Annotated in this window: 27 protein-coding genes and 1 riboswitch; of the genes, 12 read left to right on the top strand and 15 right to left on the bottom strand. The window is 63.1% G+C overall.

Features of this window, described 5'->3' with window-relative positions; all coding sequences use genetic code 11:
• Positions 1–61: 61 nt before the first annotated feature.
• The 5 genes from JOF47_RS17965 to aceE form a co-directional block, all read right to left on the bottom strand.
• Entirely contained in the window at positions 62–1,642 is a 1,581-nt protein-coding gene (locus tag JOF47_RS17965; RefSeq protein ID WP_210000986.1) for a nucleobase:cation symporter-2 family protein, read from the bottom strand.
• A 76-nt stretch (positions 1,643–1,718) separates the two neighbouring features.
• Positions 1,719–2,645 carry a factor-independent urate hydroxylase gene (gene pucL / locus JOF47_RS17970; RefSeq protein WP_210000988.1) on the bottom strand — a complete coding sequence of 309 codons (927 nt, stop codon included), beginning with the start codon at positions 2,643–2,645 and terminating at the stop codon, positions 1,719–1,721.
• A gap of 4 nt (positions 2,646–2,649) precedes the next feature.
• Positions 2,650–2,994 (bottom strand): hydroxyisourate hydrolase, encoded by a 345-nt coding sequence (uraH, locus tag JOF47_RS17975; RefSeq protein ID WP_210000990.1) that lies wholly within the window; start codon positions 2,992–2,994, stop codon positions 2,650–2,652.
• 45 nt (positions 2,995–3,039) lie between these two features.
• Entirely contained in the window at positions 3,040–3,546 is a 507-nt protein-coding gene (uraD, locus tag JOF47_RS17980) for a 2-oxo-4-hydroxy-4-carboxy-5-ureidoimidazoline decarboxylase (RefSeq protein ID WP_210000992.1), read from the bottom strand.
• Between the two features lie 1,120 nt (positions 3,547–4,666).
• Complete coding sequence (gene aceE / locus JOF47_RS17985; RefSeq protein WP_210000995.1) at positions 4,667–7,384, bottom strand: pyruvate dehydrogenase (acetyl-transferring), homodimeric type; 2,718 nt, start codon at positions 7,382–7,384, stop codon at positions 4,667–4,669.
• A gap of 250 nt (positions 7,385–7,634) precedes the next feature.
• Here aceE and JOF47_RS17990 point away from each other — a divergent pair, with 250 nt between their 5' ends.
• Together JOF47_RS17990 and JOF47_RS17995 are read left to right on the top strand one after the other, a co-directional pair.
• On the top strand, positions 7,635–8,435 hold the full coding sequence (locus tag JOF47_RS17990) for a formylglycine-generating enzyme family protein (protein WP_210000996.1): 801 nt from the start codon (positions 7,635–7,637) through the stop codon (positions 8,433–8,435).
• A gap of 300 nt (positions 8,436–8,735) precedes the next feature.
• Positions 8,736–9,230: an FBP domain-containing protein gene (locus JOF47_RS17995; protein ID WP_210000998.1), complete on the top strand. Its 495-nt coding sequence runs from the start codon at positions 8,736–8,738 to the stop codon at positions 9,228–9,230.
• A 217-nt stretch (positions 9,231–9,447) separates the two neighbouring features.
• Here the strand turns inward: JOF47_RS17995 and JOF47_RS18000 are convergent, their stop codons facing one another.
• Positions 9,448–10,053 carry a GNAT family N-acetyltransferase gene (locus JOF47_RS18000; RefSeq protein ID WP_210001000.1) on the bottom strand — a complete coding sequence of 202 codons (606 nt, stop codon included), beginning with the start codon at positions 10,051–10,053 and terminating at the stop codon, positions 9,448–9,450.
• A gap of 182 nt (positions 10,054–10,235) precedes the next feature.
• Between JOF47_RS18000 and JOF47_RS18005 the strand changes: the two genes are divergently transcribed.
• Entirely contained in the window at positions 10,236–11,012 is a 777-nt protein-coding gene (locus JOF47_RS18005; protein ID WP_245356417.1) for an SDR family oxidoreductase, read from the top strand.
• Between the two features lie 3 nt (positions 11,013–11,015).
• Here JOF47_RS18005 and JOF47_RS18010 read toward each other — a convergent pair whose 3' ends face one another.
• Positions 11,016–11,462 carry an SRPBCC family protein gene (locus JOF47_RS18010; protein ID WP_210001002.1) on the bottom strand — a complete coding sequence of 149 codons (447 nt, stop codon included), beginning with the start codon at positions 11,460–11,462 and terminating at the stop codon, positions 11,016–11,018.
• 95 nt (positions 11,463–11,557) lie between these two features.
• On the opposite strand from JOF47_RS18010, the gene JOF47_RS18015 reads away from it, so the two are divergent.
• From JOF47_RS18015 to JOF47_RS18045, 7 genes are all read left to right on the top strand, one after another.
• Positions 11,558–11,893 carry a YnfA family protein gene (locus JOF47_RS18015; RefSeq protein ID WP_210001004.1) on the top strand — a complete coding sequence of 112 codons (336 nt, stop codon included), beginning with the start codon at positions 11,558–11,560 and terminating at the stop codon, positions 11,891–11,893.
• Positions 11,894–12,028: 135 nt separating this feature from the next.
• On the top strand, positions 12,029–12,694 hold the full coding sequence (locus tag JOF47_RS18020) for an HAD-IA family hydrolase (protein ID WP_210001006.1): 666 nt from the start codon (positions 12,029–12,031) through the stop codon (positions 12,692–12,694).
• 64 nt (positions 12,695–12,758) lie between these two features.
• Positions 12,759–13,862, top strand: a complete 1,104-nt coding sequence (locus JOF47_RS18025; protein WP_210001008.1) for a WD40/YVTN/BNR-like repeat-containing protein — start codon at positions 12,759–12,761, stop codon at positions 13,860–13,862.
• Positions 13,863–13,864: 2 nt separating this feature from the next.
• Positions 13,865–14,152: a MoaD/ThiS family protein gene (locus JOF47_RS18030; protein ID WP_210001010.1), complete on the top strand. Its 288-nt coding sequence runs from the start codon at positions 13,865–13,867 to the stop codon at positions 14,150–14,152.
• 109 nt (positions 14,153–14,261) lie between these two features.
• Positions 14,262–15,269 (top strand): pirin family protein, encoded by a 1,008-nt coding sequence (locus JOF47_RS18035; protein ID WP_210001012.1) that lies wholly within the window; start codon positions 14,262–14,264, stop codon positions 15,267–15,269.
• Between the two features lie 63 nt (positions 15,270–15,332).
• The gene (locus JOF47_RS18040; RefSeq protein WP_210001013.1) at positions 15,333–15,728 is read left to right on the top strand and encodes a ribonuclease E inhibitor RraB; all 396 of its coding nucleotides are present in this window, start codon (positions 15,333–15,335) and stop codon (positions 15,726–15,728) included.
• Positions 15,729–15,738: 10 nt separating this feature from the next.
• Positions 15,739–16,071, top strand: coding sequence for a GNAT family N-acetyltransferase (locus JOF47_RS18045; RefSeq protein WP_210001014.1), 333 nt, complete (start codon positions 15,739–15,741; stop codon positions 16,069–16,071).
• Between the two features lie 92 nt (positions 16,072–16,163).
• On the opposite strand, the gene JOF47_RS18050 is transcribed toward JOF47_RS18045, so the two are convergent.
• Positions 16,164–16,355: a helix-hairpin-helix domain-containing protein gene (locus JOF47_RS18050; protein WP_210001015.1), complete on the bottom strand. Its 192-nt coding sequence runs from the start codon at positions 16,353–16,355 to the stop codon at positions 16,164–16,166.
• Positions 16,352–17,755: an MFS transporter gene (locus JOF47_RS18055; RefSeq protein ID WP_210001016.1), complete on the bottom strand. Its 1,404-nt coding sequence runs from the start codon at positions 17,753–17,755 to the stop codon at positions 16,352–16,354. The genes JOF47_RS18050 and JOF47_RS18055 overlap by 4 nt, the downstream gene beginning before the upstream one ends.
• 121 nt (positions 17,756–17,876) lie before the next feature.
• On the opposite strand from JOF47_RS18055, the gene JOF47_RS18060 reads away from it, so the two are divergent.
• Complete coding sequence (locus JOF47_RS18060) at positions 17,877–18,314, top strand: SRPBCC family protein (RefSeq protein WP_210001017.1); 438 nt, start codon at positions 17,877–17,879, stop codon at positions 18,312–18,314.
• 90 nt (positions 18,315–18,404) lie between these two features.
• Here the strand turns inward: JOF47_RS18060 and dnaB are convergent, their stop codons facing one another.
• Entirely contained in the window at positions 18,405–19,778 is a 1,374-nt protein-coding gene (gene dnaB / locus JOF47_RS18065) for a replicative DNA helicase (protein WP_210001018.1), read from the bottom strand.
• Between the two features lie 511 nt (positions 19,779–20,289).
• Between dnaB and JOF47_RS18070 the strand changes: the two genes are divergently transcribed.
• Complete coding sequence (locus tag JOF47_RS18070; RefSeq protein ID WP_210001019.1) at positions 20,290–20,715, top strand: DUF1801 domain-containing protein; 426 nt, start codon at positions 20,290–20,292, stop codon at positions 20,713–20,715.
• Between the two features lie 99 nt (positions 20,716–20,814).
• Here the strand turns inward: JOF47_RS18070 and JOF47_RS18075 are convergent, their stop codons facing one another.
• The 5 genes from JOF47_RS18075 to rpsF form a co-directional block, all read right to left on the bottom strand.
• Positions 20,815–21,324, bottom strand: coding sequence for a flavin reductase family protein (locus JOF47_RS18075; RefSeq protein WP_210001020.1), 510 nt, complete (start codon positions 21,322–21,324; stop codon positions 20,815–20,817).
• A 71-nt stretch (positions 21,325–21,395) separates the two neighbouring features.
• Positions 21,396–21,509: riboswitch (SAM riboswitch) on the bottom strand.
• Between the two features lie 251 nt (positions 21,510–21,760).
• Positions 21,761–22,216, bottom strand: coding sequence for a 50S ribosomal protein L9 (gene rplI / locus JOF47_RS18080; RefSeq protein ID WP_210001021.1), 456 nt, complete (start codon positions 22,214–22,216; stop codon positions 21,761–21,763).
• A gap of 15 nt (positions 22,217–22,231) precedes the next feature.
• Positions 22,232–22,471: a 30S ribosomal protein S18 gene (gene rpsR / locus JOF47_RS18085; RefSeq protein WP_007269381.1), complete on the bottom strand. Its 240-nt coding sequence runs from the start codon at positions 22,469–22,471 to the stop codon at positions 22,232–22,234.
• Between the two features lie 62 nt (positions 22,472–22,533).
• Positions 22,534–23,124, bottom strand: a complete 591-nt coding sequence (locus JOF47_RS18090; protein WP_210001022.1) for a single-stranded DNA-binding protein — start codon at positions 23,122–23,124, stop codon at positions 22,534–22,536.
• 45 nt (positions 23,125–23,169) lie between these two features.
• Positions 23,170–23,475, bottom strand: coding sequence for a 30S ribosomal protein S6 (rpsF, locus tag JOF47_RS18095; protein ID WP_210001023.1), 306 nt, complete (start codon positions 23,473–23,475; stop codon positions 23,170–23,172).
• Positions 23,476–23,657 lie beyond the last annotated feature (182 nt).

Genomic DNA, 23,657 nt, shown 5'->3' on the forward strand with positions numbered 1-23,657 from the left:
CCATCCCCCTCGGATCACCCGCCCCGCCAGTCATCTCGTTAGCAGTTGTATTCCCCGCCCGCTAGGCGTGTTTGAACTCACTTCCTTTCGCCCTGTGCCCGGTATTTTCAGCCGGAACCCGAATACCGACCCCGGCCAGCTCCTGTTGGTGCTGTTCAAGGGCCTGCTTGAACTCTTCGTCGCTCACCACCGGCACTTCCTCGCCGTTGGCGTCGATCAGCTTGCCTGCCTCATAGTGGTCCCCGTCCAGCAGGCTGCGGACTTCCTCTTCACGCACCATGCGCGGCGGAGCCGCGACGAACACCGAGGCATCCTTCTTAGGCGTTCCGAACTTCATTTCGTTGAACAGCAGGTTCAGCAGGATGGCCATGACCGCGGCCGAGCTGATTCCCGAGTGGAAAATCGTCCCGAACCAAGTGGGGAACGCATCGTAGAAATCTGGCTTGACGATCGGGAGGCAGCCGAAGGCAATCGAGGTGGCAACGATGATCAGGTTGAGGTTTCCCTCGTACTTGACCTTGCTCAACGTGCGGATGCCGGAAGCGGCAACGGTGCCGAAGAGTACGATCCCCGCGCCGCCTAACACCGCGGTGGGCACTGCGGCAACGACCCTGCCCAAGACCGGTAGGAGGCCAAGTACCACCAGGATGCCGCCGCCAGCGGTCACCACAAAGCGGCTCTTGACACCGGTGATGGCCACCAGGCCCACGTTCTGGGCGAAGGCGCTCTGCGTGAATGTGTTCAGGAACGGCGCCACAATGCTTGATGCCATGTCGGCGCGCAGGCCGTCGGCGATGCGGCGCGAGTCGACCTTGGTGCCGGCAATCTCACCCACGGCCAGGATGTCGGCGGTGGTTTCCGTGAGGATCACCAGGACAACGATGATCATCGAAATGATGCCGCCGAGTTCAAAGACGGGCCAGCCGAAGGCCAGCGGCTGCGGGAAGGCAAAGAGTGCACCCTGGCCGACCTTGGAGAAGTCCGCCATGCCCAAAAGCAGCGCCAAGACGGTTCCGAGCACCATTGCCAGCAGGATCGAAAGACGGGAGATCGCGGCATTGCCGAGCTTGGAAAGCAGCAGCGCAATCAAAAGCGTGGCGGCGGCGAGCCCGATGTTCTCAAGGCTTCCGTAGTTCTCGGCCTTGGCGTTTCCGCCCATGGCCCAGTTGGCTGCCACCGGCGTCAGCGAAATGCCGATCATGGTGATGACCACGCCGGTGACAACGGGCGGGAAGAAGCGCACGATCCTGGCGAAGAAGGGAGCTATCAGGAAGCCGACGGCAGAGGCCGCGAGTACGGCGCCGAACACGGCCTGGATTCCCCCGCCGCCGTTGACGATCGCCACCATGGTGGCCACCGAGGCAAACGAGGTGCCCTGCACCAGCGGCAGCTGGCAACCGAAGAACGGGATGCCCACCGTCTGCAGGATGGTCGCGAGCCCACCGACAAAGAGACAGCTGGCGATCAAGACGCCGATCTCTTCCGAAGAGAGCCCCGCGGCACCGCCAATGATCAGGGGCGGCGCGATGATGCCCCCGTACATGGTCAGCACATGCTGCAATCCATAGGCGATGGTTCTGCCCAAGGGAAGGCGCTCGTCCTCGGGTCGAAGTTTGGTAGTTTTGTCTTGCGTAGCGTTCACAACTGACCTCCTAGTCGGTTGCTGCGATGAAGGGTGCGCCGGTGCTGCTACATCGGCGCACCCTGTTACTCATCGCTTAGCAAAAACCGGGTGTGTTTTCCCAGATCGGATGCGTGGCGGGGACTCCCTCACGCGTGATGGTTGCTTCAATGAGTCCATACGGGCGATCTGCCGCGAAGAAGACTTCGTTGGGGTTGTCCTGGCCGAACGGAGTGAGGTCCACCAGGAAGTGGTGTTTGTTGGGCAGCGACATCTTGATCTCATCGATTTCGGGATGCGCCTCGAGTACCGCACGGCCCATTTCAAACATGGTCTGCTGCAGCGCGTACGAGTGGTTGTTGGCGAATTCCGAGAGCAGGTGCCCCCGGACCGAGGTGTAGATCGCATCGAAGTCGAGCTCTCCCTCGTTGACGACCTTGGTGTTGTAGCGCCAACGGGCGGTGACATCAGTGGCCAGGATGCGGTCCGAGGTTTCCTGCAGCGTGGTGTAGCGGTCAACGGGGAAACCGTTGAATTCGCTGCCCGTGGACTTCAGGACCGTCAGCCCCTGGATGCCGGCAACAATGTTCTTCTCGCCGTTGACGATCTCGAGAACCGCGGTGCGGACCTCGGACTTGTTGCGGGAGAACGCGTGGTCGTGGTCGTTGATGCGGTCCCAGAAGTACTGCTCGGCCGACCAACGGCCACCGGTGATCCAGTCGAATTCGCCGGTGAAGTGCGTTCCCAACCGGACCAGGAAGTTCTCGACGGCGCCCACGCCGTCGCGGGCCAGCCCGTAAACCGTGTTCTTCTGGGTGTCGGTGGGCACCACCAGGGCGTTGTCGCCATCGATGTGCGCCCGGGTGAAATCGCCATGGAGTTGCGAAGTGACGTTCAGGTCCTCGATCTCGTGGCGCTTGGTGTCGCGGGTGATCTTGACGAGCCGGACTTCGGCCTTGCCGTACTGGTTCTGTCCCAGGACGATCTTGGTCGAAACAGGGGTTTCGATCTTTGTGGCAGTCATTGTATTAGCTCCCTCGGTACGTGGAAAATGCAAACGGGCTGATAAGAAGGGGTACGTGGTAGTGATCAGCGGTGTTGCTCACCAGGAAATTGATCGTTACCGCGGGGAAGAAGGTTTCCGTACCCTTCGACCCGAAGTAGGCACCGGTCTCGAATGAAACCCGGTATTCACCTGCTTCAACCTGCACCGGACCAAGGTTTGCGATCCGACCATCACTGTCGGTCACCCCGGTTCCGATTTCTTGCCAACCGGATGCCGTCTTGGCTTCCAGCGTGGCCTTGACACCGGAGGAAGGCCTCCCGGTCCCGGTGTCGAGTACATGGGTTGTGATGTGGCTGCGATTTGTCATGATTGCGGGCTCCGAGCTCCTCAAAGATGGTTTTGGCGAATGCCGCTAGCGTGCGGAAACGGATTCGAAGAGCGCGCGGAGGCGAAGCAATGCGATTTCACGCAACTGCTGCCCGACCTCGCGCGTTTCCTCTTCGTCGTCGTTCAAGAGGCGCCGATCAAGCTCGGCCAGGATCTCTTCACTGCTGCGGCCGGCCGCGCGAATAAGAAAGACGCGGTCAAACCGCTGTTCATAGGCCCGGTTTCCCGCGGAGAGGGATTCCTTGATGCCCTCGCCCAGGGTGAGTGTCGACTGTTCCGCGCGACTCAGTGTCGCTTCGGTCGAACCGCCCTCGGCGCGCTCGCCAATACGAGGGTGGTGGGCCAGCGCCGAGGCAATTTCTTCCTCGGATAGCGGCGCCGCGGCAAGCCCTGCGTGCGCAACAAGATCGTCGATCGATGCGAAGGGGCGCTTGCAGACAATGGAATCAATCCACCTGTCAACGTCAAGGCAGGGACGAAGGACGCCTGCAGCGGCAGGGGTGTCAAGGGTGTTGAAATGCAATAAGTTCATGGGTGATCAGCTCTTTCAATACTTTTAGGCCACGCCCAAACGCTGAACACCCTTACCACCGGCAACGCCGGCTTCGACTCGATGTTTTTGAATCGTGGAATCTTTCCTTCGATACATGTAACCCCCATCACATCACTGCCGTCAAGCGTTTCGCCGAAAAAGTCTTTTCGGCTTCTTTGTAGGGACGAAACATTTGGCTCCCGCGGCAACTTTTTCCCGCCGAACCCTTGTGCATGCGCCGAGAATGTGATGATAATTATTCCATCAGACAAAATCCGTATTCCGCAATACGAAATTAATCACCTCGAAGGGGGTAACATGAACACCGTCGATTCGGCAGCTGAATCATCCAAAGGACATGAGGCACTGGCATCCGGAGAACTATCCGTGAGGCCTTTCATCACGATGTTCGAACCCATTCGAGGCCTAGATCCCGACTTCGGATCCGGGACTTCGCGGAACAGGAAGTCGACATCGTGGTGGTCTTGGTTGCACCGCAGCAAGGCACGCAGCTAAAACCACGGACGCAGTAGCAAGCAACAACACCCCACCAGTCCACGAGGGGATGCTATTGGAGGCGCCATGGCATCCCCTCGTTTGTGGTGTTTAAAGCCTGGCAAGCTTTGGGCGGGCGTCCCCCGGCGATCTCTCACAACATGGCTCACCCGCAAGACGGAGCCTGCCCGTCCACATGCGCGGGCTCCTGCGTGTGCTCTGGGCCTCGCTGCCCCTCGGGGCGGTACGCCGGGGCCCATGACCGCATGCTGCGATTTCCAACGCCCCCCTGAAGTCGAGCGCCGTTCCCGTGCCACGGCTTCCTGCGCGCTCTTACGCGGCTCCTACGCGTCTTCTTGCCCGGTTCGCCCCGAGGTGAAACACCCATCATGCCTGCCCGCAACAAAACCACGGCGATGGAAGCAAACAGTCCAGATTCCCGGCGGCCACACCCGGCAAACCAGGAATTGTCTCGGCATAAAGGGCAAAGAAAATGTCCTCGGCACATAGCTGAGGACATTTCCCCACAATCGATGTCGCGGGCCACGCTTGGAACGTGTCTCGCGACGTCGCAGGCGGGTTCCGTTCTGAAACGACCCCGCGCTGCCCGTGCGAGCCCTAAGTGCTAGGCTTCGCCGCCGGCGCTTCCGCTGGTGCCGGCGTTGACGTCGTTCAGCTGGTACTTGGCGAAGGCTGCGGCCGGTGCCGAGGCGTCGACCTCCCCGCGCTTGGCCAGCATCTGCAGGGTGCGGACAACCATTGACTGGGCGTCGATCTTGAAGAAGCGGCGCGCGGCGGCGCGGGTGTCGGAGAAGCCGAACCCGTCGGCACCCAGGGTCGCGAACTCGTTCGGGACGAACTGGCGGATCTGGTCCGGGACCAAAGACATGTAGTCGGTGGCGGCGATAACCGGTCCCTGCGCACCCTCAAGCTGCCGGGCGACGAACGGGACGCGCGGCTCCGAGCCGGGGTTCATGAAGTTCTCCCGCTCGGCAGCCAGGCCGTCGCGGCGCAACTCGTTCCACGAGGTCACGGACCAGACATCGGCCGAGACGCCCCACTCCTCGGCCAGCAGGCGCTGTGCCTCGAGTGCCCACGGAACCGCAACGCCCGAAGCCATGAGCTGGGCACGGGGGCCTTCCATGTGGTTCTCGGAGACCCGGTAGATTCCCTTGACGATGCCCTCGACATCCAGGTCTTCCGGTTCCTTGGGCTGCCGGTACGGCTCGTTGTAGAGCGTGATGTAGTACATCACGTTCGGGTCCTCGTGCGCCCCGCCGTACATGCGCTCCAGGCCGGCACGCATGATGTGGCCGATCTCGTAGCCGTAGGCCGGGTCGTAGGTCAGGACCGCGGAGTTGGTGGCCGCGAGGATCGGGGAGTGCCCGTCCGCGTGCTGCAGGCCCTCGCCGGTCAGCGTGGTGCGGCCCGCGGTGGCGCCCATGATGAAGCCCCGGGCCATCTGGTCGGCGGCGGCCCAGAAGGAGTCGCCGGTGCGCTGGAAGCCGAACATCGAGTAGAACACGTAGATCGGGATCAACGGCTCGTCGTGGGTGGAGTAGGAGGTGCCCGCGGCGGTGAACGCCGCGACGGCTCCGGCCTCGTTGATGCCCGGGTGGATCAGCTGCCCGGCCGGGGATTCCTTGTAGGCCAGGACCAGGTCGCGGTCCACGGAGAGGTAGTTCTGGCCGGCCGGGTTGTAGATCTTGGCGGTCGGGAAGAACGCGTCCATGCCGAAGGTGCGCGACTCGTCGGGCACGATCGGGACCACGCGCTTGCCGAAGTCCTTGTCGCGCATCAGGTCCTTGAGCAGGCGGACGAACGCCATGGTGGTGGCGGCCTGCTGCTTGCCCGAGCCGCGCGAAGCGGTGTCGTAGGCCTTGTCCTCGGGGAGGTGGATCTCCTTGGACGTGGTGCGGCGCGACGGCACGGCGCCGCCGAGCGCGGCGCGGCGCTCCATCATGTACTTGTACTCGGCCGAGTCGTCGGCCGGGCGGTAGTACGGCGGCAGGTACGGGTCCGCCTCCAGCTGCTCGTCGGTGATCGGGATGCGCAGGTGGTCGCGGAAGCCCTTGAGGTCCTCCAGGGTCATCTTCTTCATCTGGTGCGTCGCGTTGCGCGCCTCGAAGTGCGGGCCCAGGCCGTAGCCCTTGACCGTCTTGGTCAGGATGACCGTCGGCTTGCCCTTGAACTCGGTCGCTGCCTTGTAGGCGGCGTAGACCTTGTGGTAGTCGTGGCCGCCGCGCTTGAGGTTCCAGATGTCCTCGTCGGTGAGGTCGGCAACCATTTCCTTGGTTTCCGGGGTCTTGCCGAAGAAGTGCTCGCGCACGAAGGCGCCGTTCTCGGCCTTGTAGGTCTGGTAGTCCCCGTCCGGGGTCTGGTTCATGATGTCAACCAGGGCGCTGCCGGCGTCCTTTTCGAGCAGGGCATCCCACTCGCGGCCCCAGACGACCTTGATGACGTTCCAGCCCGCGCCGCGGAAGAACGCCTCGAGCTCCTGCATGATCTTGCCGTTGCCGCGCACCGGGCCGTCCAGGCGCTGCAGGTTGCAGTTGACCACGAAGGTGAGGTTGTCGAGCTTCTCGTTGGCCGCCAGCTGCAGGAACCCACGAGCCTCCGGCTCGTCCATTTCGCCGTCGCCCAGGAAGGCCCAGACGTGCTGGCCGGAGGTGTCCTTGATGCCGCGGTTCTGCAGGTAGCGGTTGGACTGCGCCTGGTAGATCGCATTGGCCGGGCCGATGCCCATCGAGACGGTGGGGAACTCCCAGAAGTCCGGCAGCGAGCGCGGGTGCGGGTAGGAGGGCAGGGCGTGGCCGGCGCGGGACTTTTCCTGGCGGAAGCCGTCCATGTCCTCCTCGGACAGGCGGCCTTCCATGAAGGCGCGGGCGTACATGCCCGGGGAGGCGTGGCCCTGGAAGAAGACCTGGTCGCCGCCGCCGGGGTGGTTCTTGCCGCGGAAGAAGTGGTTGAAGCCCACCTCGTACAGGGTGGCGGCGCCGGCGTAGGTGGAGATGTGCCCGCCGACGCCCACGCCGGGGCGCTGGCCGCGGTGCACCATGACGGCGGCGTTCCAGCGCATGTAGGCGCGGTAGCGGCGTTCGACCTGCTCGTCGCCCGGGAACTCGGGTTCCTGGTCCACGGGAATGGTGTTCACGTAATCCGTGGTGTGGACCAGCGGCAAATTCACGCTGGCCTGGCCCGCTCGACTCATGAGAGTGCTCATGATGCCTTCCGCGGTTTGCGTGCCGCGTGCCTGGACCAACGCATCAAATGATTCGATCCATTCAGAGGTTTCCTCTGGATCGAACGACGATGCTTGAGCGAACTCATCAACGAGGGTCATGGGTGTTTCCTTCAGATGTGGAGAGGGGTGGCTACTTTTGGTCACCATTTGAAGCACGAGAGTATTTCACTGTACGAAATCTTTCTCTCGCATACTAAGATTAAGTGAACGCTGTTTTAAGCCCAGAAGTCAACGCCGTGTCATGGATTACAGCAATATTCATAGAATCCCGTGCAGCTGGACACGTCCTCCGCGGACACATCCGCGCAACCGGCTTGCAATCGCAAAGGCATGCGGAAGACTTGAAACCATGCCTCGCACACCCGAAAACACCGGGCCGTTCGCCTCCATCCCCGCAGGCACCGTGCAGCTGCGGGACGCCCGTTCCTCATCCACTCGCGCTGTGGCACTCGTGCCCTTCGAAATTGGAACCACCCCGGTTACCGCCGGCCAATGGTCCAACCCCGGAACAATGGCCAATCCGCAGGGTTCATTACCCGCGCACCCGGTGACCTGGTTCGAGGCAATACATTGGTGCAATGGTGCGTCAATTGTTGCCGGGCTGAAACCCGTGTACGACATCAACGACCGGGAGGTCGTCTGGGACGTGGGTGCCGACGGCTACAGGCTTCCCACGGAGGCCGAATGGGAATGGGCCTGCCGGGCGGGAACCGCCGGGCCTACCTACGGTCCCCTCGAAAACATCGCCTGGACGGCAGCTGACAACGTCGAGAAACCTCAGGGCGTTGCGCTGAAGCAGCCAAACGGTTTCGACCTCTTCGACACCATCGGCAACGTCTGGGAATGGTGCTGGGATTACGCGGACACTGCCAGGTACGGGGATTACCGCAGCCTGCGCGGAGGCGGCTGGGCGGACAAAAGGTGGAGCTGCCGCGCCGCGGTGCGCCGTGGCAGTGCACCCGACGCCCTGTTGGAGGACGTCGGATTCCGGGTGGCGCGCGGTGCCGTCGGAGAACCGGGCGGCACCGTCGCACAAGGTTGGTCCGCCGAAGCCGACCGCCGGCGCGCCGATATCCGAGGGCCCCTGCCCGTTGGCTGGACGCCGTTGCGTGGCTTGCTCAAATCAAGCGGGAGCCTCGAAGGTCGCTGAACCGCGGCCGATCGACGTGGCCGGGTTCCCGGCGGGCGTATAGTTTTCCCATGTTCGTTTTCATCTCGACCCAGCTGCCCACGCGGCGTCCGGAGGTTGCCGGCGTCTTTTCCGCCGGCTCGAGATAACGCTGTCTTTCGCGGTTCTTTTCCCGCGCCACACGGCGCGACGGATTCCGTCATGCGGTCTTGGCCCACCATCGGGCGCCCCTTGGACGGTTTCCTTCCCACCCGAATCACCTTCCCGCCTCGTGCCCGGCCACTGCCGCCGAGCGGAAAAGACAGTTAGGCAACATTTTTCATGCTTCCCCTCACAGAACAACAAATCCGGTCATCGTTCATCAATGCCTCGCTCCGCGAGCGCAAGTCCCTCACGCTGCCAAGCAACTTTGACGAGCTCTCCTGGGAAAGCCTCGACTTCCTCGGCTGGCGCGACGAAAAACTTCCGCTCATTGGCTACGTGGTCACGTTCCTGGACGGCGAGCCCGTCGGCATCATTTTCCGCAAGGCCGAGGGAAAAACCCGCAGTCGTCCCCAGTGCTCATGGTGCGAGGACATAAACCTGCCCAACGACGTGACGTTCTTCAACGCCAGGCAGGCCGGCCCCGCCGGGCGCAACGGCGACACCATCAGCACGTTGGTGTGTGAGAAGTTCGAATGCTCGGTCAACGTCCGCACACCCCAGTCCCTGCCGTATGTCGGCTTTGACCGGGAGGCGGCAATCGCACACAGGATCCAGGTTCTGCAGGACCACGTACAAAACTTCACCCAGCGGGTCCGCGACGGAGAAAAATAGGACTCTTCCGGCGCAGGAGAACGGCTCTTCTGCGCCGGAGGTTTACCCGCCCGCCGCAGGTCGCTGCCGGGCAACGTGCGCACTGGCTTCAAGACCTTGCGCCTCAGTGCACAGGCCCGTCATGGCACTCAGCATCCGGAATGTTGGTTCGCTCAGCGCTTCACTCATGAGGGAAACCGGTTCTATCCGAAGGACCATGCGCAGCATGAAGTTTTTGCTATCCGCGGGAAGCCAGCCAACCCAGCATTCCCGGGTCAAGGTCGCGGTCGGCAAAAATGAGCCGTTGCACCGTTTCCTGCCCGACGGCCGCAATCGTTTCTTTCGAGGGAGCACCCTGCCACGCCAGCTTGAGGCCCGCCTTCTGCGCGACCTTGGCCGAGGCCGGGTTCGTTGACAACACCCTGGCGATCACCGGTGCCTCGGGATTCACCTCCCGCGCAATCCCCACGGCCCTGGCGGCGACCTCCGTGGCGAAGCCCCGCCCCCAACCTTCTGGCGCAATCCGGTATCCGAGATTCCAGAACGGGCTCGCCGCCGGAGGCTCAAAGAGGTGGACTCCCCCGGTACCTAGAAGCATCCCGGGACGAATCCGCGGATCCTCATGTTGCAGCCCCAGGCGCACGACCCAATTTGAAAGCCCGTGCGCGGTCCACCCCTCGCGAAACATTTCAACAAGCTCGGCGGTTTTCTTTGGGTCACTGCTTCGCTCCCCCGGAATGTGCGTCCACGTGCGCGGATCGCTGGCAATCGCAAAAATTTCCGCGCAGTCGCCCCTACTCGGGACGTCGAGGACCAGCCTCGAAGATTGCTGTTCTGAACCCATGACTGTTCCAACCTATCCCCGGAACCCCACAGCCGACCCGCATGAAACAGGTTTTTCCCGGTCTGTAACCGACATGCACGCAAGATATTTCGCACAGTAGGATCGGGGAAACCCACCCCCAAGACCCGTTCGGGGACACCACCACGAATCACTCGACTCTTCAACAGCCAAGGACCACCCCCATGAATGCTTCATCCCCGCAGCACACCGCCCCACACCCCATGCCCCGAACAATTCTTGTCACCGGTGCAGGGTCGGGTATCGGGCAGGCGGTGACGCGGCGCATGCTGGCAGCGGGGTGGAATGTGGTGCTTGCCGGCCGCCGGGAACAGCCGCTGCTCGACACCGCGGCACAGCACCCGCAGGCACTGGTGGTTTCCGCAGACATCACGGATCCTGAGGCGGTTGAGCAGCTTTTTGCGGCGGCCATCGAACGTTTCGGACGCATCGACGTGCTTTTCAACAACGCCGGGATCTTCGGGCCCGCGGCAAACATTGGCGAGCTCAGCCCCGCACAGTGGCAAGAGGTCTGCGCGGTGAACCTCAGCGGGGCCATGTACTGCGCAGGTTCGGCGTTCAGGCACATGCAGCGGTCCGGCGGCGGGCGGATCATCAACAACGGATCCATCAGCGCCCAGGTTCCACGCCCGTCAACGGTTGCCTACGCGGTCACCAAGCACGCAGTCACTGGCTTGACCAAGTCCATCGAACTGGACGGACGAGCCCACGGCATCACTTGCTCCCAAATCGACATCGGGAACGCCGCCTCTGAAATGATGCAAGATGTCGGGGCCAACTCGGGCGCGCTTCAGGCAGACGGAAGCCGCAAGCCGGAACCCACGTTTGATTTGGAGCAGGCTGCGGCAACCATCGAATTCATTGCAGCCTCCCCCGCCAATGTCGCAGTGAACCACGTGACCATCACGGCCGCGGGCATGCCGTTCATCGGCAGGGGCTAAGAGCTACATAAAGTCCGCGAAGACCTTCTCGAGCTTCGTGAAGGAGGATTCCCAGCCGGCACGGGCGGGTTCGATGACCTCTGCCGGCAGCGGGCCCTGGGTGATCTTCAGCAGCGAACCGTTGGGGCGGTCGAAGAGCTCGACGCGCAATTCGATGACAAGGCTCAGCGTCATCTCGTGCGGGCCGTCCTGGCCCACGAGCAGCTCGTGCTCGCGCACCTCGGTGAACTTTGCCTTCACCGGAGAGGTTTGGGTCGGGTCCTCAAGAGAGTGCATGACAAATTCCTGGACGCCGCCAACGCGCGGGTCAATGGTGACGGTGTCAAGGTGAACGCCCCAGCCCTCGGGACCAAACCATTCGGCTAGGATTTCGGGTTCAATAAAGGCCGCCCACAATGCGGGGCGCGGCACGGCGAATTCATGTTCAAGTACGAGTTGTCCCATATCCATGCGCCTGAGGTTACCGCTAAACCGCCGCCGAACCGAATGCCGGCCGCTCCTTCCGGGCTCCGCGCGAAGCCACACAGGGTGAAAGGATGGAGCCCATGACAATACTCAAATCGGTTCTGCTCTTTGGTGTTGCGGCGTTCCTGGAAATCGGCGGTGCCTGGATGATCTGGCAGGGCGTCCGCGAAAACCGCGGCTGGCTGTGGATCGGGGCCGGTGCCATCGCGCTGGGCCTCTACGGTTTTGTCGCCACGCTGCAGCCGGATGCGAATTTCGGGCGAATCCTGGCCGCCTACGGCGGGGTCTTCGTCGCCGGTTCCCTGCTCTGGGGCGTGTTGGTCGACGGGTTCCGGCCCGACCGCTGGGATGTCGCCGGCGCCATCGTTGCCCTGGGTGGCGTAGCACTGATCATGTACGGACCGCGCAACGCCTAGGCATCGAAGTTGGGCTTGCCGGTCTCCGTGTCGACCGGCAGGACGGAACGTTCGTGGGCGGTCCTCTCTGCGGCGCGACCTTCACGCCATCTGCAGGCGGTGCCACACCCGGGGCACACCGGTTAGGCTGATCGCATGATTCCGGAAACCCCGCCGTTCCCCGCGCTGAAGGCCCGGGCCCTGCTCTTTGACATGGACGGAACCCTCGTCGATTCCACGGCCGTCGTTGAGGACCTGTGGACGGATTTCGCGAGGCAATACGGGATCGACATCGGCGAACTGCTTGAATACTCGCACGGACGCCAGACCCTGGACACCCTGCGCCGGTTCCTGCCTGGTTCCAACGGCGACCTGGCCAGACTCGCCGCCGAGCTCGAAGCGCAGGAGGTCACCCGCGTGGACGGAATCATCGAGGTGCCCGGCGCCGGGGCGTTCCTGGACCAGTTGGGAAAGATCCCCCATGCCGTTGTCACCTCGGCCGGGCGGACGCTGGCCGAAACCCGCCTGCGGGCCGCGGGCCTGCCCATCCCGGAGGTCCTGGTTGCCGCGGAGGACGTCATCGCCGGCAAGCCGTCGCCCGAGGGCTACCTGCAGGCGGCCGCGGAGCTGGGGGTCGACATTTCCGCCTGCGTGGTCTTCGAGGATGCACCCGCAGGGCTGCAGTCTGCGGTCAATTCGGGGGCCACTACCGTCGTCGTCGGAACCCACGAATCCCCGCTGACAAAACGCCTTTCCCGCATCGAAAACTTCAGGGGTTTGCTCTACGTCGACGGGTTCATCACGGTCGCCGACGGCCATTGAAAACATCACGCCGAGGTCCGATCCACCCTTGAAATCGACCCCGGGCGATGTTGCACTGTTTCCCATGGAAAACGACCAAAACACCGTGCTTGCCATCGGAACCAAGAAGGGCCTCTGGCTGGCCCAGAGCCCGAACCGGCAGGATTGGACGCTCACCGGACCGCATTTCACCACCCTTGAGGTCCCGTCCGTCGCCATAGACACCCGCGGGGGCCGCACCAGGATCTTCGCCGGCGTCAACGACTGGCATTGGGGGCCCACCATCGTGCACAGCGACGACCTGGGGGCCACCTGGTCCGAGACCGAGAAGGGCGCGGTGAAGTTCCCCGAGGACACCGACACCGCGCTGGCCCGCATCTGGCACATCCGCCCCGACACCGCCGAGCGCCCGGGAGTCGTCTGGGCGGGCTGCGAGCCCATCTCCGTGTTCAAGTCCACCGACGACGGCGAAAACTTCGAGCTGAACCGCGGGCTCTGGGACCACCCGCACCGCAGCGAATGGGGTGCCGGCTTCGGCGGGGCCGCGGTGCACAGCATCGTGCCGAACGCGGCTGACCCGAACGTGGTCCACGCGGCGATGAGCACCGGCGGCGTGTACCGCAGCGCCGACGGCGGAGACTCCTGGGAACCGCGGAACAAGGGCATCAAGGCCGATTTCTTCCCCGACCCGTGGCCCGAGTTCGGCCAGTGCGTCCACCACATCACCGCGGACGCGGGAAACCCGGACAGGCTCTACGCCCAGAACCACGGCGGCGTGTACCGGACCGACAACGCGGGCGATGAATGGACAAGCATCGCCCAGGGGCTTCCGGCCGATTTCGGCTTCGTGTTCCTCGCCCACCCGCGCACCCCCGGCATGGTCTGGACCATTCCGTTGAAGGCCGCCGAGGAGCGCAACCCAGTGGGCGGGCGGCTCTCGGTCTACCGCTCGACCGATGCCGGGAACAATTGGGCGGAACAGCACGACGGGCTTCCGGAACCCGACTACAACGCGGTGTTGCGCGACGCGGCGGCCGTGGACGACAACCCCGGATCCGTCGGGGTGTACTTCGGGACCCGCGGCGGCGAGGTCTTTGCGAGCCCCGACGAGGGGGCGCATTTCAACACCGTCGCGCAACGGCTGCCCGATGTGCTCAGCGTGCGCGCATCAGTGGTTGTTGGCGGCTGAGCATGCAAACGATCCAGATCGAGGTGCCGTCGGTGCTGGCCGCGACGCTGGGCGGGAACCGCAGGCTCGAGGCCCACATGCCTGCGGGTTCCAGCATCGGCAACCTTCTTGACGAGCTTGGGGAAGCGTACCCGCTGTTTGCCCGCCGGGTCAGGGACGAACGCGGGCAGGTGCGCCGCTTCGTGAACATCTTCATCGGTCCGGACAACATCCGCGCGCTGCGTGGGCTGGACTCCGAGCTGCCCGCCGGCTCCACGGTCATGATCATGCAATCGGTCGCCGGAGGCTGAGGCGGGTCGGGCGGCGGGGTTTCACGGCGGCATCCGGGAGCGCTGGACACCGGCGGGCCTGCCCGTGGGTCCCCTCGCCGGATCCGGCGCCCGGCACTACGCTATGGTCATGAGCAATCTCGAGACCGCACCCGAAGAACTTGTGTGCAGCGACCACCGCGCGTGCGCAGGCATCGAGCTGCTGGCCCCGCGGGACGTTCCGCTGGGCGGGCCTCGGGCCATGGATGTGCGCAGGACCCTGCCGCAGAAGCAGCGCAGCCTGATCGGCGCCTGGTGCTTCCTCGACCACTACGGGCCGGACCCCGTGGGCGCATCCGGCGGCATGCGCGTTCCGCGCCACCCGCACACCGGCCTGCAAACGGTCTCCTGGCTCTTCACCGGCGAAATCGAGCACCGCGACTCCGCGGGGCACCACGCCATGGTCCGTCCGGGCGAGGTCAACCTGATGACCGCGGGGCGGGGCATCAGCCACTCCGAATTCTCGACCCCCGACACCACGGTGCTGCACGGCGCCCAGTTGTGGATCGCGCTGCCGGACCGGGCCAGGCACACCGCGCCGACCTTCGTCCACCACCGCCCGGAGCCCATGGGAACCAACGACTGGACGGTGCGCGTGTTCCTTGGATCGCTCAGCGTTTCCGCGGACCGCGGGGCCGAGCACTACTCGGCCTCCCCCGTCCACACGCACACCGAGCTGGTGGGTGCCGAGATCCTGATGGAACCGGGCACGCGGATCAAGGTGGCGCTCAAGGCTCACCACGAACACGGCATCCTGCTCGATGCCGGATGCCTGAAGGTCGAGGCGGACGATGTCCCTGTCGACCATTTGGCGTTCCTGCCCGCCGGGTTCCAAACCGTCACGCTCACCGCCGGCAGCAAGCCCGTGCGCGCACTGTTGATCGGCGGCGAGCCGCTCCATGAGCAGATCCTCATGTGGTGGAACTTCGTGGGGCGCACCCACGAGGAAGTCGTGAAGTACCGCGAGCAGTGGCAGGCGGAAATCGGTGCCGAACCCGGGGACGCCTCGGCACGGCGCTTCGGCGCCTTCCCGGACGGCGAACCCGATCCGCTGCCCGCCCCGGTGTTGCCCACCGTCCGCCTGCGCCCGCGCAACTAGGCGCCGACCGCCCGATGAATCCCGGACCCGCGACGTCGCGGGACGGCGGAGAGGAAGGAACCCATGAGCCTGGAGACGGAGCTTGAACGGCTGCGGCGTTCGCTGAATGAACGGGCCGAGCTCGGCGACCTGCTCGAAGCCAAGCGCGAGGTGGAACATTTCGTTTCGTACGCCTCGGCGCAGCAGGCCCAGGACGCCTGTGCGCACTTTGAAAGCGCGGGCTGGTCGGTCGACCGTTCCGACGGGCAGGATGCCAACGGCCTGTTCCCGGTGCGCGTGTACCGGCGGCAGGCCATCGACGCGGAGAGCGCGGAGCGATCCATCCGCGCCATCTACGCCATCAACGAGCAACACCACGGATACTACGACGGCTTCGGTGCCATGGTGGTCCTGGCCGAGGGCAGCGAGCCGCAGGGGTTTTTCAGCCGCCTGTTCGGCCGGCAAGGCAGCGACGGATAAGGAGCCGGAAATGAGCGAAATCCAGGTCGGGCAGCTCGCCGAGAGGCAGCGATATGCCCTGTTTGACGGCGAAAAAATCATCGGGGCGGCCCACTACCGGGACCTGTCAACCGACCACGGCATCGAGCGCGTCTTCTTCCACACCGTCGTCGACGAAGCCTTTTCCGGGCAGGGGCTGGCCTCGAAGCTTGCCGCCTTTGCCCTGGAAGACACCATTGCGCAGGGGCACAAGGTCGTGGCGGTGTGCCCGTACATCAAGGCGTACACGGCCAAGCACCACCAATACGATGCCCAACTCGTCACCCCGGGAAGCCAGCACCTGCGGATCCTGCCGACGGCGTAAGAGCCCGGGCCCCTGCCGCTGCGGGGCGTTGGTTTCCGGGGTTCCCACGATTTTGCGTGCCTCGATCGGTAGTCGGTGTGCAAGACCGGACTTCACTCGGCCAGCTCCGAGCCATTCTCCTGCAGCGCTTCGCGCAGGATCCGGATGGCCTTGGGTCCGACCCCGTGCATGGCCAACAGTTCCTTCTCGCCCCGGGCCGCGGCCTGTTCAAGTGTGGTGATTCCGTCGGCCTTCAGCGCCCCCGTTGCGGGGGCACCGATCTTCGGCAGTTCGTGATCGCTCATGCTCCGAGTGTATTCGTCACATCGGCAGCCGGCACGGCCGTTTCAACGGCCCGCGTCCGCGGGGTCAAGACGATCAACGCCAACCCGATGAGCGCGGTGAAGGCGAAGACCGCGACGAACGAGTCGTTTCCGCTGAAGGCCGCGAAGATCAGTCCGGCGGCGGCCAGCGCCAACGCCGAGCCCATGGAATCGGCGATACCCAGCGCCGATGAATTGAAGCCCTGGTTGGCGGTGGTCGACAGCTTGATCATGTGCACGTTCTGCCTCGGGTACACCAGCCCCATGCCGGCTCCCCCGAGGGCCCAGGCCGCGATCGCCACGAAGGCGGGCCAGTGCCAGGCCGCGGTCGCCAAGACCAGGATGATTGCCGTCACGCCGAGCACAGAGCCGATGAGCATTGCCAGTTCATTGCCCAGCGTCTCTCCCAAACGACCCTGGACCGCGGATCCCAGCGACCAGAAGATTGCAGCGCCGGTCAGCGCCAGGCCCGCCACGGCGGGAGTGAGTGCGTAGCGGTCCATCAGCAGGTATGGCAGGTACACCTCGGTGCCGAAGAACGCTGCCGCTGCCAATCCCCGAACCAGGATCGTGGTCGGCAGGCCACGCCCCGCACTCAGGGTCCTGCGCGGAAACAGCGGGCGCACCGCCACGAGCACCACCACCAGGGACAGCACCATCAGCCATGTTCCCACGGTGGGGATGTCGGCCAGCAGATTCATGGCCAGGACCGCAGCCGCGGCCAGGGCCGCCCAGCCCAAGGGCATCCAGGCGATCTTGCCTTTCGGGTTCTCCCCGCCGCCGAGCCCGCGCAGCGACGGCACCACCGCGGCCATGGCAAAGACCACGAGCCCCACAACGCCCAGAAACACCCAACGCCAACCAACCGTTTGCGCCGCAAGTCCCGCCGCAAACGGGCCGATCAGCGATGGAATGACCCAGGCCGCGGCAAACGCGGCGAAAATCTTCGGATGCAGACGCGGAACGTAAACCCGTGCCACCACCACGTACAGCGCCACGGTGATGGCACCGCCGCCGAGTCCCTGGACCAGGCGCCCCACCACCAGCGCCTGCATGCTCGGTGCCAGGCCGCACAGCAGCAGTCCGACAATGAACACGATCGAGGACACGTAGAGTGGACCCGTCGGGCCCTTTCGGTCGGACCAGCCACCCGCGGCCACCATGCCGATGACGCCGCTGGCCATGGGCGCTGCGAACGCCAGCGCGTACATGGACGCGCCATCCAGCTCCTTGCTGACCAGCGGCATGACCGTCGTGACGGCAAGCGATTCGAAGGCGACAAGGAACACCAGGGCGAACATTCCCACGGTGACCCAACGGTATTGGGGGGCGAAAAGACCGAGGGGCGCTTTCGCGCCGGATCCGGCAGCAGACAAGGTCATGGTTAGAGCTTAAAGCTTGCGCTTTCCGCCGCCGCATCGTTCTGCGGAGTGTCTTGTCACCAATGCTTTTGGGGGACGCGTTTGCCCTTAAATAGGGGTGCCCACAGGTAGGGTTGCGAGCGTGGAGTTCACTAACGAAATAACCGTCAACGTCCCGCGCAACAGGTTCATCGAGCTCTTCGACGACCCTGAGAACCTGAAGCTCTGGCAGAAGGGCCTGCTCTCCTTCGATGCGGTCTCCGGCACGCCCGGGGAGCCCGGCACCACCTCGAGGCTGCTCTACAAACAGGGCAGGGGAACCATGGAAATGGTCGAGACGGTCACCCGCCGCAAACTGCCCGACGCATTCGACGGAACCTATGATGCCAAGGGCGTGCACAACGTCTGCAAGAACGAATTCCACGACGTGGACGGAATCTCGACCCGTTGGGTCGCGCACAACACCTTCGAATTCTCCGGGTTCATGAAGATCGTCGGGCTGCTGTTCGGCTCGATGTTCCCGAAGCAGAACCTGAAGACGATGAATGAGTTCAAGTCGTTTGCCGAGGCTCAGGCGTAGGGCAACAGGAAGCCCTGCTGCCCCTTACCGCAGTGGTGCGGCCACTCCCAAGAAGATTGGGAATGGCCGCACCATCGTGTTGGGGGGCGGCTACATCCCGCCCTCTTGCGCCATGTTGTTGAAGCGCGAGTAGTGGCCCTGGAAGGCAACCACCATGGTCTTGGTCGGACCGTTACGGTGTTTTGCCACGATCACGTCGGCCTCGCCGGCGCGCGCCGACTCCTTGTCGTAGATATCCTCACGGTGGAGCAGAATGACCATGTCGGCATCCTGCTCGATCGATCCGGATTCGCGAAGGTCGGAAACCATCGGCTTCTTGTCCGTACGTTGTTCGGAGCCACGGTTCAGCTGCGAGAGCGCAATGACCGGCACGTCGAGTTCCTTGGCGAGCAGCTTCAGTGCACGCGAGAACTCGGAGACTTCCTGCTGGCGCGATTCGACGCGCTTGCCGGAGCTCATCAGCTGCAGGTAGTCCAAGACCACGAGCTTGAGGTCGTGCTTCTGCTTCAGGCGGCGGCACTTGGCGCGGATTTCCATCAGCGACATGTTCGGCGAGTCGTCGATGAACAACGGCGCGTCGTTGAGCCTGCCCATGGTGGTCGCGATCTTCGACCACTGTTCGTCCTTGATGGTGCCCTTGCGCAGGTCCTGCAGCGCGATGCTGGCCTCGGCCGAGAGCAGGCGCATGGCGATTTCGTTTCGGCCCATTTCCAGGGAGAAGAATACTGCGGTCATGTTGTTCTTGATGGCCGCCGACCTGGCGAAGTCCAACGCGAACGTTGACTTGCCGACGGCCGGGCGGGCGGCGATGACGATCATCTGGCCGCCATGCAGGCCCTGGGTCAACTCATCGAGCTCGTAGAAGCCGGTGGGCACGCCGGTCATGCCCTCGCCACGGGAACCAGCCGACTCGATTTCGTCGACGGTTCCCTCGATGATGTCGCGAAGCGGCACGTAGTCTTCCGCGGTGCGGCGTTCGGCGACCTTGTAGACCTCGGCCTGGGCTTCGTTGACGATCGCGTCGACTTCGCCGTCCTGCGAATAGCCAAGCTGGACGATCTTGGTACCCGCGTCAACCAATCGGCGCAGCACCGCGCGCTCGCGAACGATCTCGGCGTAGAAGCCGGCATTGGCAGCCGTGGGGACGGACTGGATCAACGTGTGGAGGTAGGCCGGACCGCCAATGCGGGTGATTTCCCCGCGCTTGGTCAAGAGGTCGGAGACCGTCACGGCGTCGGCGGGCTCGCCGCGGCCGTAGAGGTCGATGATCGCTTCGTAGATGGCTTCGTGCGCCGGGCGATAGAAATCGAGTCCGCGCAGGACCTCCACGCAATCCGCGATGGCATCCTTGGAGAGCATCATGCCGCCGAGCACGCTCTGTTCGGCCACGAGATCCTGAGGCGGCGTGCGGCCGTAGGCTGAATCGCCGGATTCAGAATTGGTTTCGATGTTGGCTAGCGACACGGGTCTTCCCTTCAAGCACCGCGGGTTCCCAGTTTCCGCGTCATTTCCTACTTCAGTGTCGCAGGGTCGGCCGACCTTTTGGTACGTCCAATCTCACGTGTGCGAAGAGACACGCAAGCCTGTGGAAATAGGTGGGGAACACTGTCACCTTAGACCCCATTTGCCTCAAACCCAACACCGTTATCCACAGGGGCTGTGCATAACCTGTGTACCTCGCGGCGTGTTGTGTGCACAGCTTGGGGAGAACATTGTGGATTACCGACAATTATTCTCTAAAAATGGCAGTTGACTAGGCTTTATATATTTACATGCCTGTGGACAGAAAGTAGTTATCCACAGTTTCTCAGGATGAAAAACCTGGTTATACACACAAAAACCCCGAGATTCCGCGGTTAACACCTGATGAATTCCACGGTTACCCACAAACTATCCACAGCTATCCACAGAGCTCGAAGGTTTCTGGGGATTAACGAGGTTGATGAGCGTCGACGGCGCTGCAATACTGACTCGCATGGCTGCCAATAAAACTGTCCCCACCCGGGTTGACCCGCATGAATTCATCGCCTCCGTCGCCCATCCGACTCGGCGCGCCGATGCGCAGGTCTTGCTGGAAATGATGGAGGGGGTCTCCGGGCAGCCGGCAACCATGTGGGGACCAAGCATCATCGGGTTTGGGACTTACCACTACAAATACGATTCGGGCAGGGAAGGCGATGCGCCGGCCATTGGATTCTCACCACGCTCGGCAAATCTTTCCCTCTACGTGCTGACCGGCACCGAGGAATCGCGCGAGCTCTTGGCCAAGCTTGGGAAGCACAAACGAGGCGCTGCCTGCCTCTACGTCAACAAGCTCTCCGATATCGACTTTGAGGTCCTCACCGAGCTGGCCCGTCACGGCTTCCAGCACACGATGAACGTATTACACGACCCCTCCTAGCGACCGGGACTACGGCCGCAAAAGTGAAGGGCCGCAGGGCCGCAAGACCACGTACGTGGCGGATCGCGGACCTGCAGCCCTCGTGCTTCTGGACCGCGTCTAGGAGACGAGCTGTTCAGCCTCCAGGCGACGGAAGGCCGACCCGTGGAAGACCAGCGGGGAATTCGTTTCATCGCTCGTCCGGTGGCCGTGCACGCGCAACAGCACCACGTGGTGGTCGCCCGCGGGAATCTCCTGCTCCACCGAGCAGTCGAGCCACAGGCTTGCATCATGGAGCAACAGGGCGCCTTCGTCGGTGGAATCCAGGCGAAGCCCCGCAAAGCGGTCCCCGGTCTTGGAAGCAATCTGGCGGCAAACGCCCTCGTTCTTCTCGCTGAGCACGGAGACACCAATACGGGCATTGGAGCGAACGACGGGCCAGGTGCGCGACGTGTTCTGGACCGCGAACATCACCAAGGGCGGATCCATCGAAACACCCACGGTGAAAGATGAAGCGACGATGCCCTGGGGCTCCCCGTCGACGATGGCGCACAATGCTGCAATGCCGGACGGATGCTGGGCGAAAACGTTGCGCAAGGCATCTGGGGTGAGGTCTGTTGCAAGAGTCATGGCTCGGTCCTTCGGCTTCGTGCCCACCTTGTACCGGGTACGCGCCAAAAGCGCAGCTGCCCATCAAAGGTGTGCGGTACTTGCCCCCGGGGTCCCGGTAGGCCGAATCGTCACCTGGAGCACCCCACTACCGTGAGAGGGTTGCCGGTCAACAAGCCAGGGCTTTTACGTTGACGCTCTTGATTCATGACTAACGTTAAGAGAAACGTTTAGCGTCCGTCAAAGATTGTTTCGACACATTGGGACATGTGGCGTAAGAATCGAAGATTCTGCGACCAAATCTCGCTATCTACCGGCAGTAGTCGATATAGCCTGATTTGGAAGGTTGGACAAGACCGCGCATCGGGCGTTTCCCCGGGGCAAAGCAATGAGGACCCCACCCGAAGGTGGAGTCCTCATCGTTTATCGACCCGGGGGACGATGGGTGCGCAGAGAATTACTTCTTTGCGGCAACAACTACCAGCGAGATGGTCGCGGATACATCGGTGTGCAGACGCACGGTAGCCGAGTAGTTGCCCGTCGACTTGATGTGATCGTTGATCTCGATGTTGCGCTTGTCGATCGCGCCAACGCCGGCGGCTGCAACAGCCTTGGCGATGTCGTCGGTCTTGACGGTGCCGAAGAGGCGACCGGTAGCGCCGGCCTTGACGGTCAGCTTGACCGGCTTGGCGGAGATAGCGGCGGCAAGTGCCTGTGCTTCTTCCAAGGACGCAACGGCGCGAGCAGCACGGGCGGCCTTGATCGACTCAACCTGCTTCTCACCGCCCGGGGTCCAGGTGATGGCGAACGAGCGCGGGAGAAGGTAGTTACGTGCGTAACCGTTCTTCACCTCAACGATGTTGCCTGCGGCACCGAGGCCGGTAACTTCGTGGGTCAGAATGAGCTTTGCCATGTTTGTATACCTTCCTTAGCCGCGGCCAGCGCCGGAGTAAGGCAGCAAGGCTACTTCACGCGCGTTCTTGATGGCCTGTGCGATCTTGCGCTGTTCCTGAACGGAAACGCCGGTAACGCGACGGGCACGGATCTTTCCGCGATCCGAAATGAACTTGCGCAGCAATGCTACGTCCTTGTAGTCGATGACAGTGATGTCAGCGGCCTTCAAGGGGTTGGACTTTGGTTTGGGCTTACGGAGTTCAGCCTTAGCCATCGTGGAGCTCCTTTATCAGGTGGAGCCCGCAGAATTTTCTGCGGGATGGTGAATAATTTTGTTTAGAAGGGCGGTTCGTCAGAACCCGGGTTGCCCCATCCGCCGTTGTTTCCTCCGGCAGGAGCGCCCCATGGATCGGCTGCAGGTGCATTCCAGCCGCCACCGCTGTTTCCGCCGGCGTTGCCGCCACCGAAACCACCCTGGCCGCCGGCATTGCCGCCGCCGAATCCGCCGGCGTTGCCGCCGGCATTCTGTCCACCAAAGCCACCATTGCCACCATTGCCGGAGCGCTGGGTGCGGGTGACCTTTGCGGAAGCGTAACGCAGCGACGGGCCGATTTCATCGACCTCGAGCTCGGTGACGTTGCGCTTTTCGCCTTCCTTGGTTTCGTAAGAACGCGACTTGAGGCGGCCCTGAGCAATGACACGAGTGCCCTTGGTCAACGTCTCAGCGACGTTTTCGGCAGCCTCACGCCACACCGATGCGCGGAGGAACAGCGTGTCGCCGTCCTTCCACTCATTGGACTGGCGATCGAAGGTTCGCGGGGTCGAAGCGATCGTGAAGTTCGCGACTGCCGACCCTGACGGGGTGAAACGTAGTTCTGGGTCACCGGTCAAATTGCCGATTACCGTAATGACGGTCTCGCCTGCCATTGGAGCCTCCTAAAGGTGTTGTTCTACGAAGATCGAAAAGCAGAATTACTCTGCAACGACCTTTGCCTCTTCCGGACGGGTGATCTTGGTGCGCATGATGGTCTCATTGAGGCTCAACTGGCGATCAAGTTCCGCGGAAGTAGCGGGGGTGGCGGTGAAGTTAACTACCGCGTAGATGGCTTCCGACTTCTTCTGAATGTCGTAGGCAAGGCGGCGACGGCCCCAGATGTCAACGTTCTCGATGGTTCCACCATCGTTACGGACAACGTCCAGGAACTTACCGAGGGTCGGTTCAACGGTTCGCTCGTCGACCTCGGGGTCGATCAGCACCATCAATTCATAAGCACGCATGTGAACCCACCTCCTTTGGGCTAAACGGTCACGGCATTTCCGCAACAGGAGGTTCTTTGCATTTGCTGTCGTCGATGCCCGATTGCCAGGCACGACAGAAACAGCCTCATCCAGTCTAACGGAAAAACCATGCCGGCCAAGACTTCGCCGGGTTGCATGCGTCACCCGCGCGTTGTCCAGCA

This window comes from Paeniglutamicibacter kerguelensis, from assembly GCF_017876535.1.
In the GTDB taxonomy this organism is placed as follows: Bacteria; Actinomycetota; Actinomycetes; order Actinomycetales; family Micrococcaceae; genus Paeniglutamicibacter; species Paeniglutamicibacter kerguelensis.

What these genes read in the sequence shown, in the direction of transcription:
- pucL (WP_210000988.1), bottom strand. Translation starts at nt 2,645, where the DNA reads ATGACTGCCACAAAGATCGAAACCCCTGTTTCGACCAAGATCGTCCTG.
- uraH (WP_210000990.1), bottom strand. Translation starts at nt 2,994, where the DNA reads ATGACAAATCGCAGCCACATCACAACCCATGTACTCGACACCGGGACC.
- uraD (WP_210000992.1), bottom strand. Translation starts at nt 3,546, where the DNA reads ATGAACTTATTGCATTTCAACACCCTTGACACCCCTGCCGCTGCAGGC.
- aceE (WP_210000995.1), bottom strand. Translation starts at nt 7,384, where the DNA reads ATGACCCTCGTTGATGAGTTCGCTCAAGCATCGTCGTTCGATCCAGAG.
- JOF47_RS17990 (WP_210000996.1), top strand. Translation starts at nt 7,635, where the DNA reads ATGCCTCGCACACCCGAAAACACCGGGCCGTTCGCCTCCATCCCCGCA.
- JOF47_RS17995 (WP_210000998.1), top strand. Translation starts at nt 8,736, where the DNA reads ATGCTTCCCCTCACAGAACAACAAATCCGGTCATCGTTCATCAATGCC.
- JOF47_RS18000 (WP_210001000.1), bottom strand. Translation starts at nt 10,053, where the DNA reads ATGGGTTCAGAACAGCAATCTTCGAGGCTGGTCCTCGACGTCCCGAGT.
- JOF47_RS18005 (WP_245356417.1), top strand. Translation starts at nt 10,236, where the DNA reads ATGAATGCTTCATCCCCGCAGCACACCGCCCCACACCCCATGCCCCGA.
- JOF47_RS18010 (WP_210001002.1), bottom strand. Translation starts at nt 11,462, where the DNA reads ATGGATATGGGACAACTCGTACTTGAACATGAATTCGCCGTGCCGCGC.
- JOF47_RS18015 (WP_210001004.1), top strand. Translation starts at nt 11,558, where the DNA reads ATGACAATACTCAAATCGGTTCTGCTCTTTGGTGTTGCGGCGTTCCTG.
- JOF47_RS18020 (WP_210001006.1), top strand. Translation starts at nt 12,029, where the DNA reads ATGATTCCGGAAACCCCGCCGTTCCCCGCGCTGAAGGCCCGGGCCCTG.
- JOF47_RS18025 (WP_210001008.1), top strand. Translation starts at nt 12,759, where the DNA reads ATGGAAAACGACCAAAACACCGTGCTTGCCATCGGAACCAAGAAGGGC.
- JOF47_RS18030 (WP_210001010.1), top strand. Translation starts at nt 13,865, where the DNA reads ATGCAAACGATCCAGATCGAGGTGCCGTCGGTGCTGGCCGCGACGCTG.
- JOF47_RS18035 (WP_210001012.1), top strand. Translation starts at nt 14,262, where the DNA reads ATGAGCAATCTCGAGACCGCACCCGAAGAACTTGTGTGCAGCGACCAC.
- JOF47_RS18040 (WP_210001013.1), top strand. Translation starts at nt 15,333, where the DNA reads ATGAGCCTGGAGACGGAGCTTGAACGGCTGCGGCGTTCGCTGAATGAA.
- JOF47_RS18045 (WP_210001014.1), top strand. Translation starts at nt 15,739, where the DNA reads ATGAGCGAAATCCAGGTCGGGCAGCTCGCCGAGAGGCAGCGATATGCC.
- JOF47_RS18050 (WP_210001015.1), bottom strand. Translation starts at nt 16,355, where the DNA reads ATGAGCGATCACGAACTGCCGAAGATCGGTGCCCCCGCAACGGGGGCG.
- JOF47_RS18055 (WP_210001016.1), bottom strand. Translation starts at nt 17,755, where the DNA reads ATGACCTTGTCTGCTGCCGGATCCGGCGCGAAAGCGCCCCTCGGTCTT.
- JOF47_RS18070 (WP_210001019.1), top strand. Translation starts at nt 20,290, where the DNA reads ATGGCTGCCAATAAAACTGTCCCCACCCGGGTTGACCCGCATGAATTC.
- JOF47_RS18075 (WP_210001020.1), bottom strand. Translation starts at nt 21,324, where the DNA reads ATGACTCTTGCAACAGACCTCACCCCAGATGCCTTGCGCAACGTTTTC.
- rplI (WP_210001021.1), bottom strand. Translation starts at nt 22,216, where the DNA reads ATGGCAAAGCTCATTCTGACCCACGAAGTTACCGGCCTCGGTGCCGCA.
- rpsR (WP_007269381.1), bottom strand. Translation starts at nt 22,471, where the DNA reads ATGGCTAAGGCTGAACTCCGTAAGCCCAAACCAAAGTCCAACCCCTTG.
- JOF47_RS18090 (WP_210001022.1), bottom strand. Translation starts at nt 23,124, where the DNA reads ATGGCAGGCGAGACCGTCATTACGGTAATCGGCAATTTGACCGGTGAC.
- rpsF (WP_210001023.1), bottom strand. Translation starts at nt 23,475, where the DNA reads ATGCGTGCTTATGAATTGATGGTGCTGATCGACCCCGAGGTCGACGAG.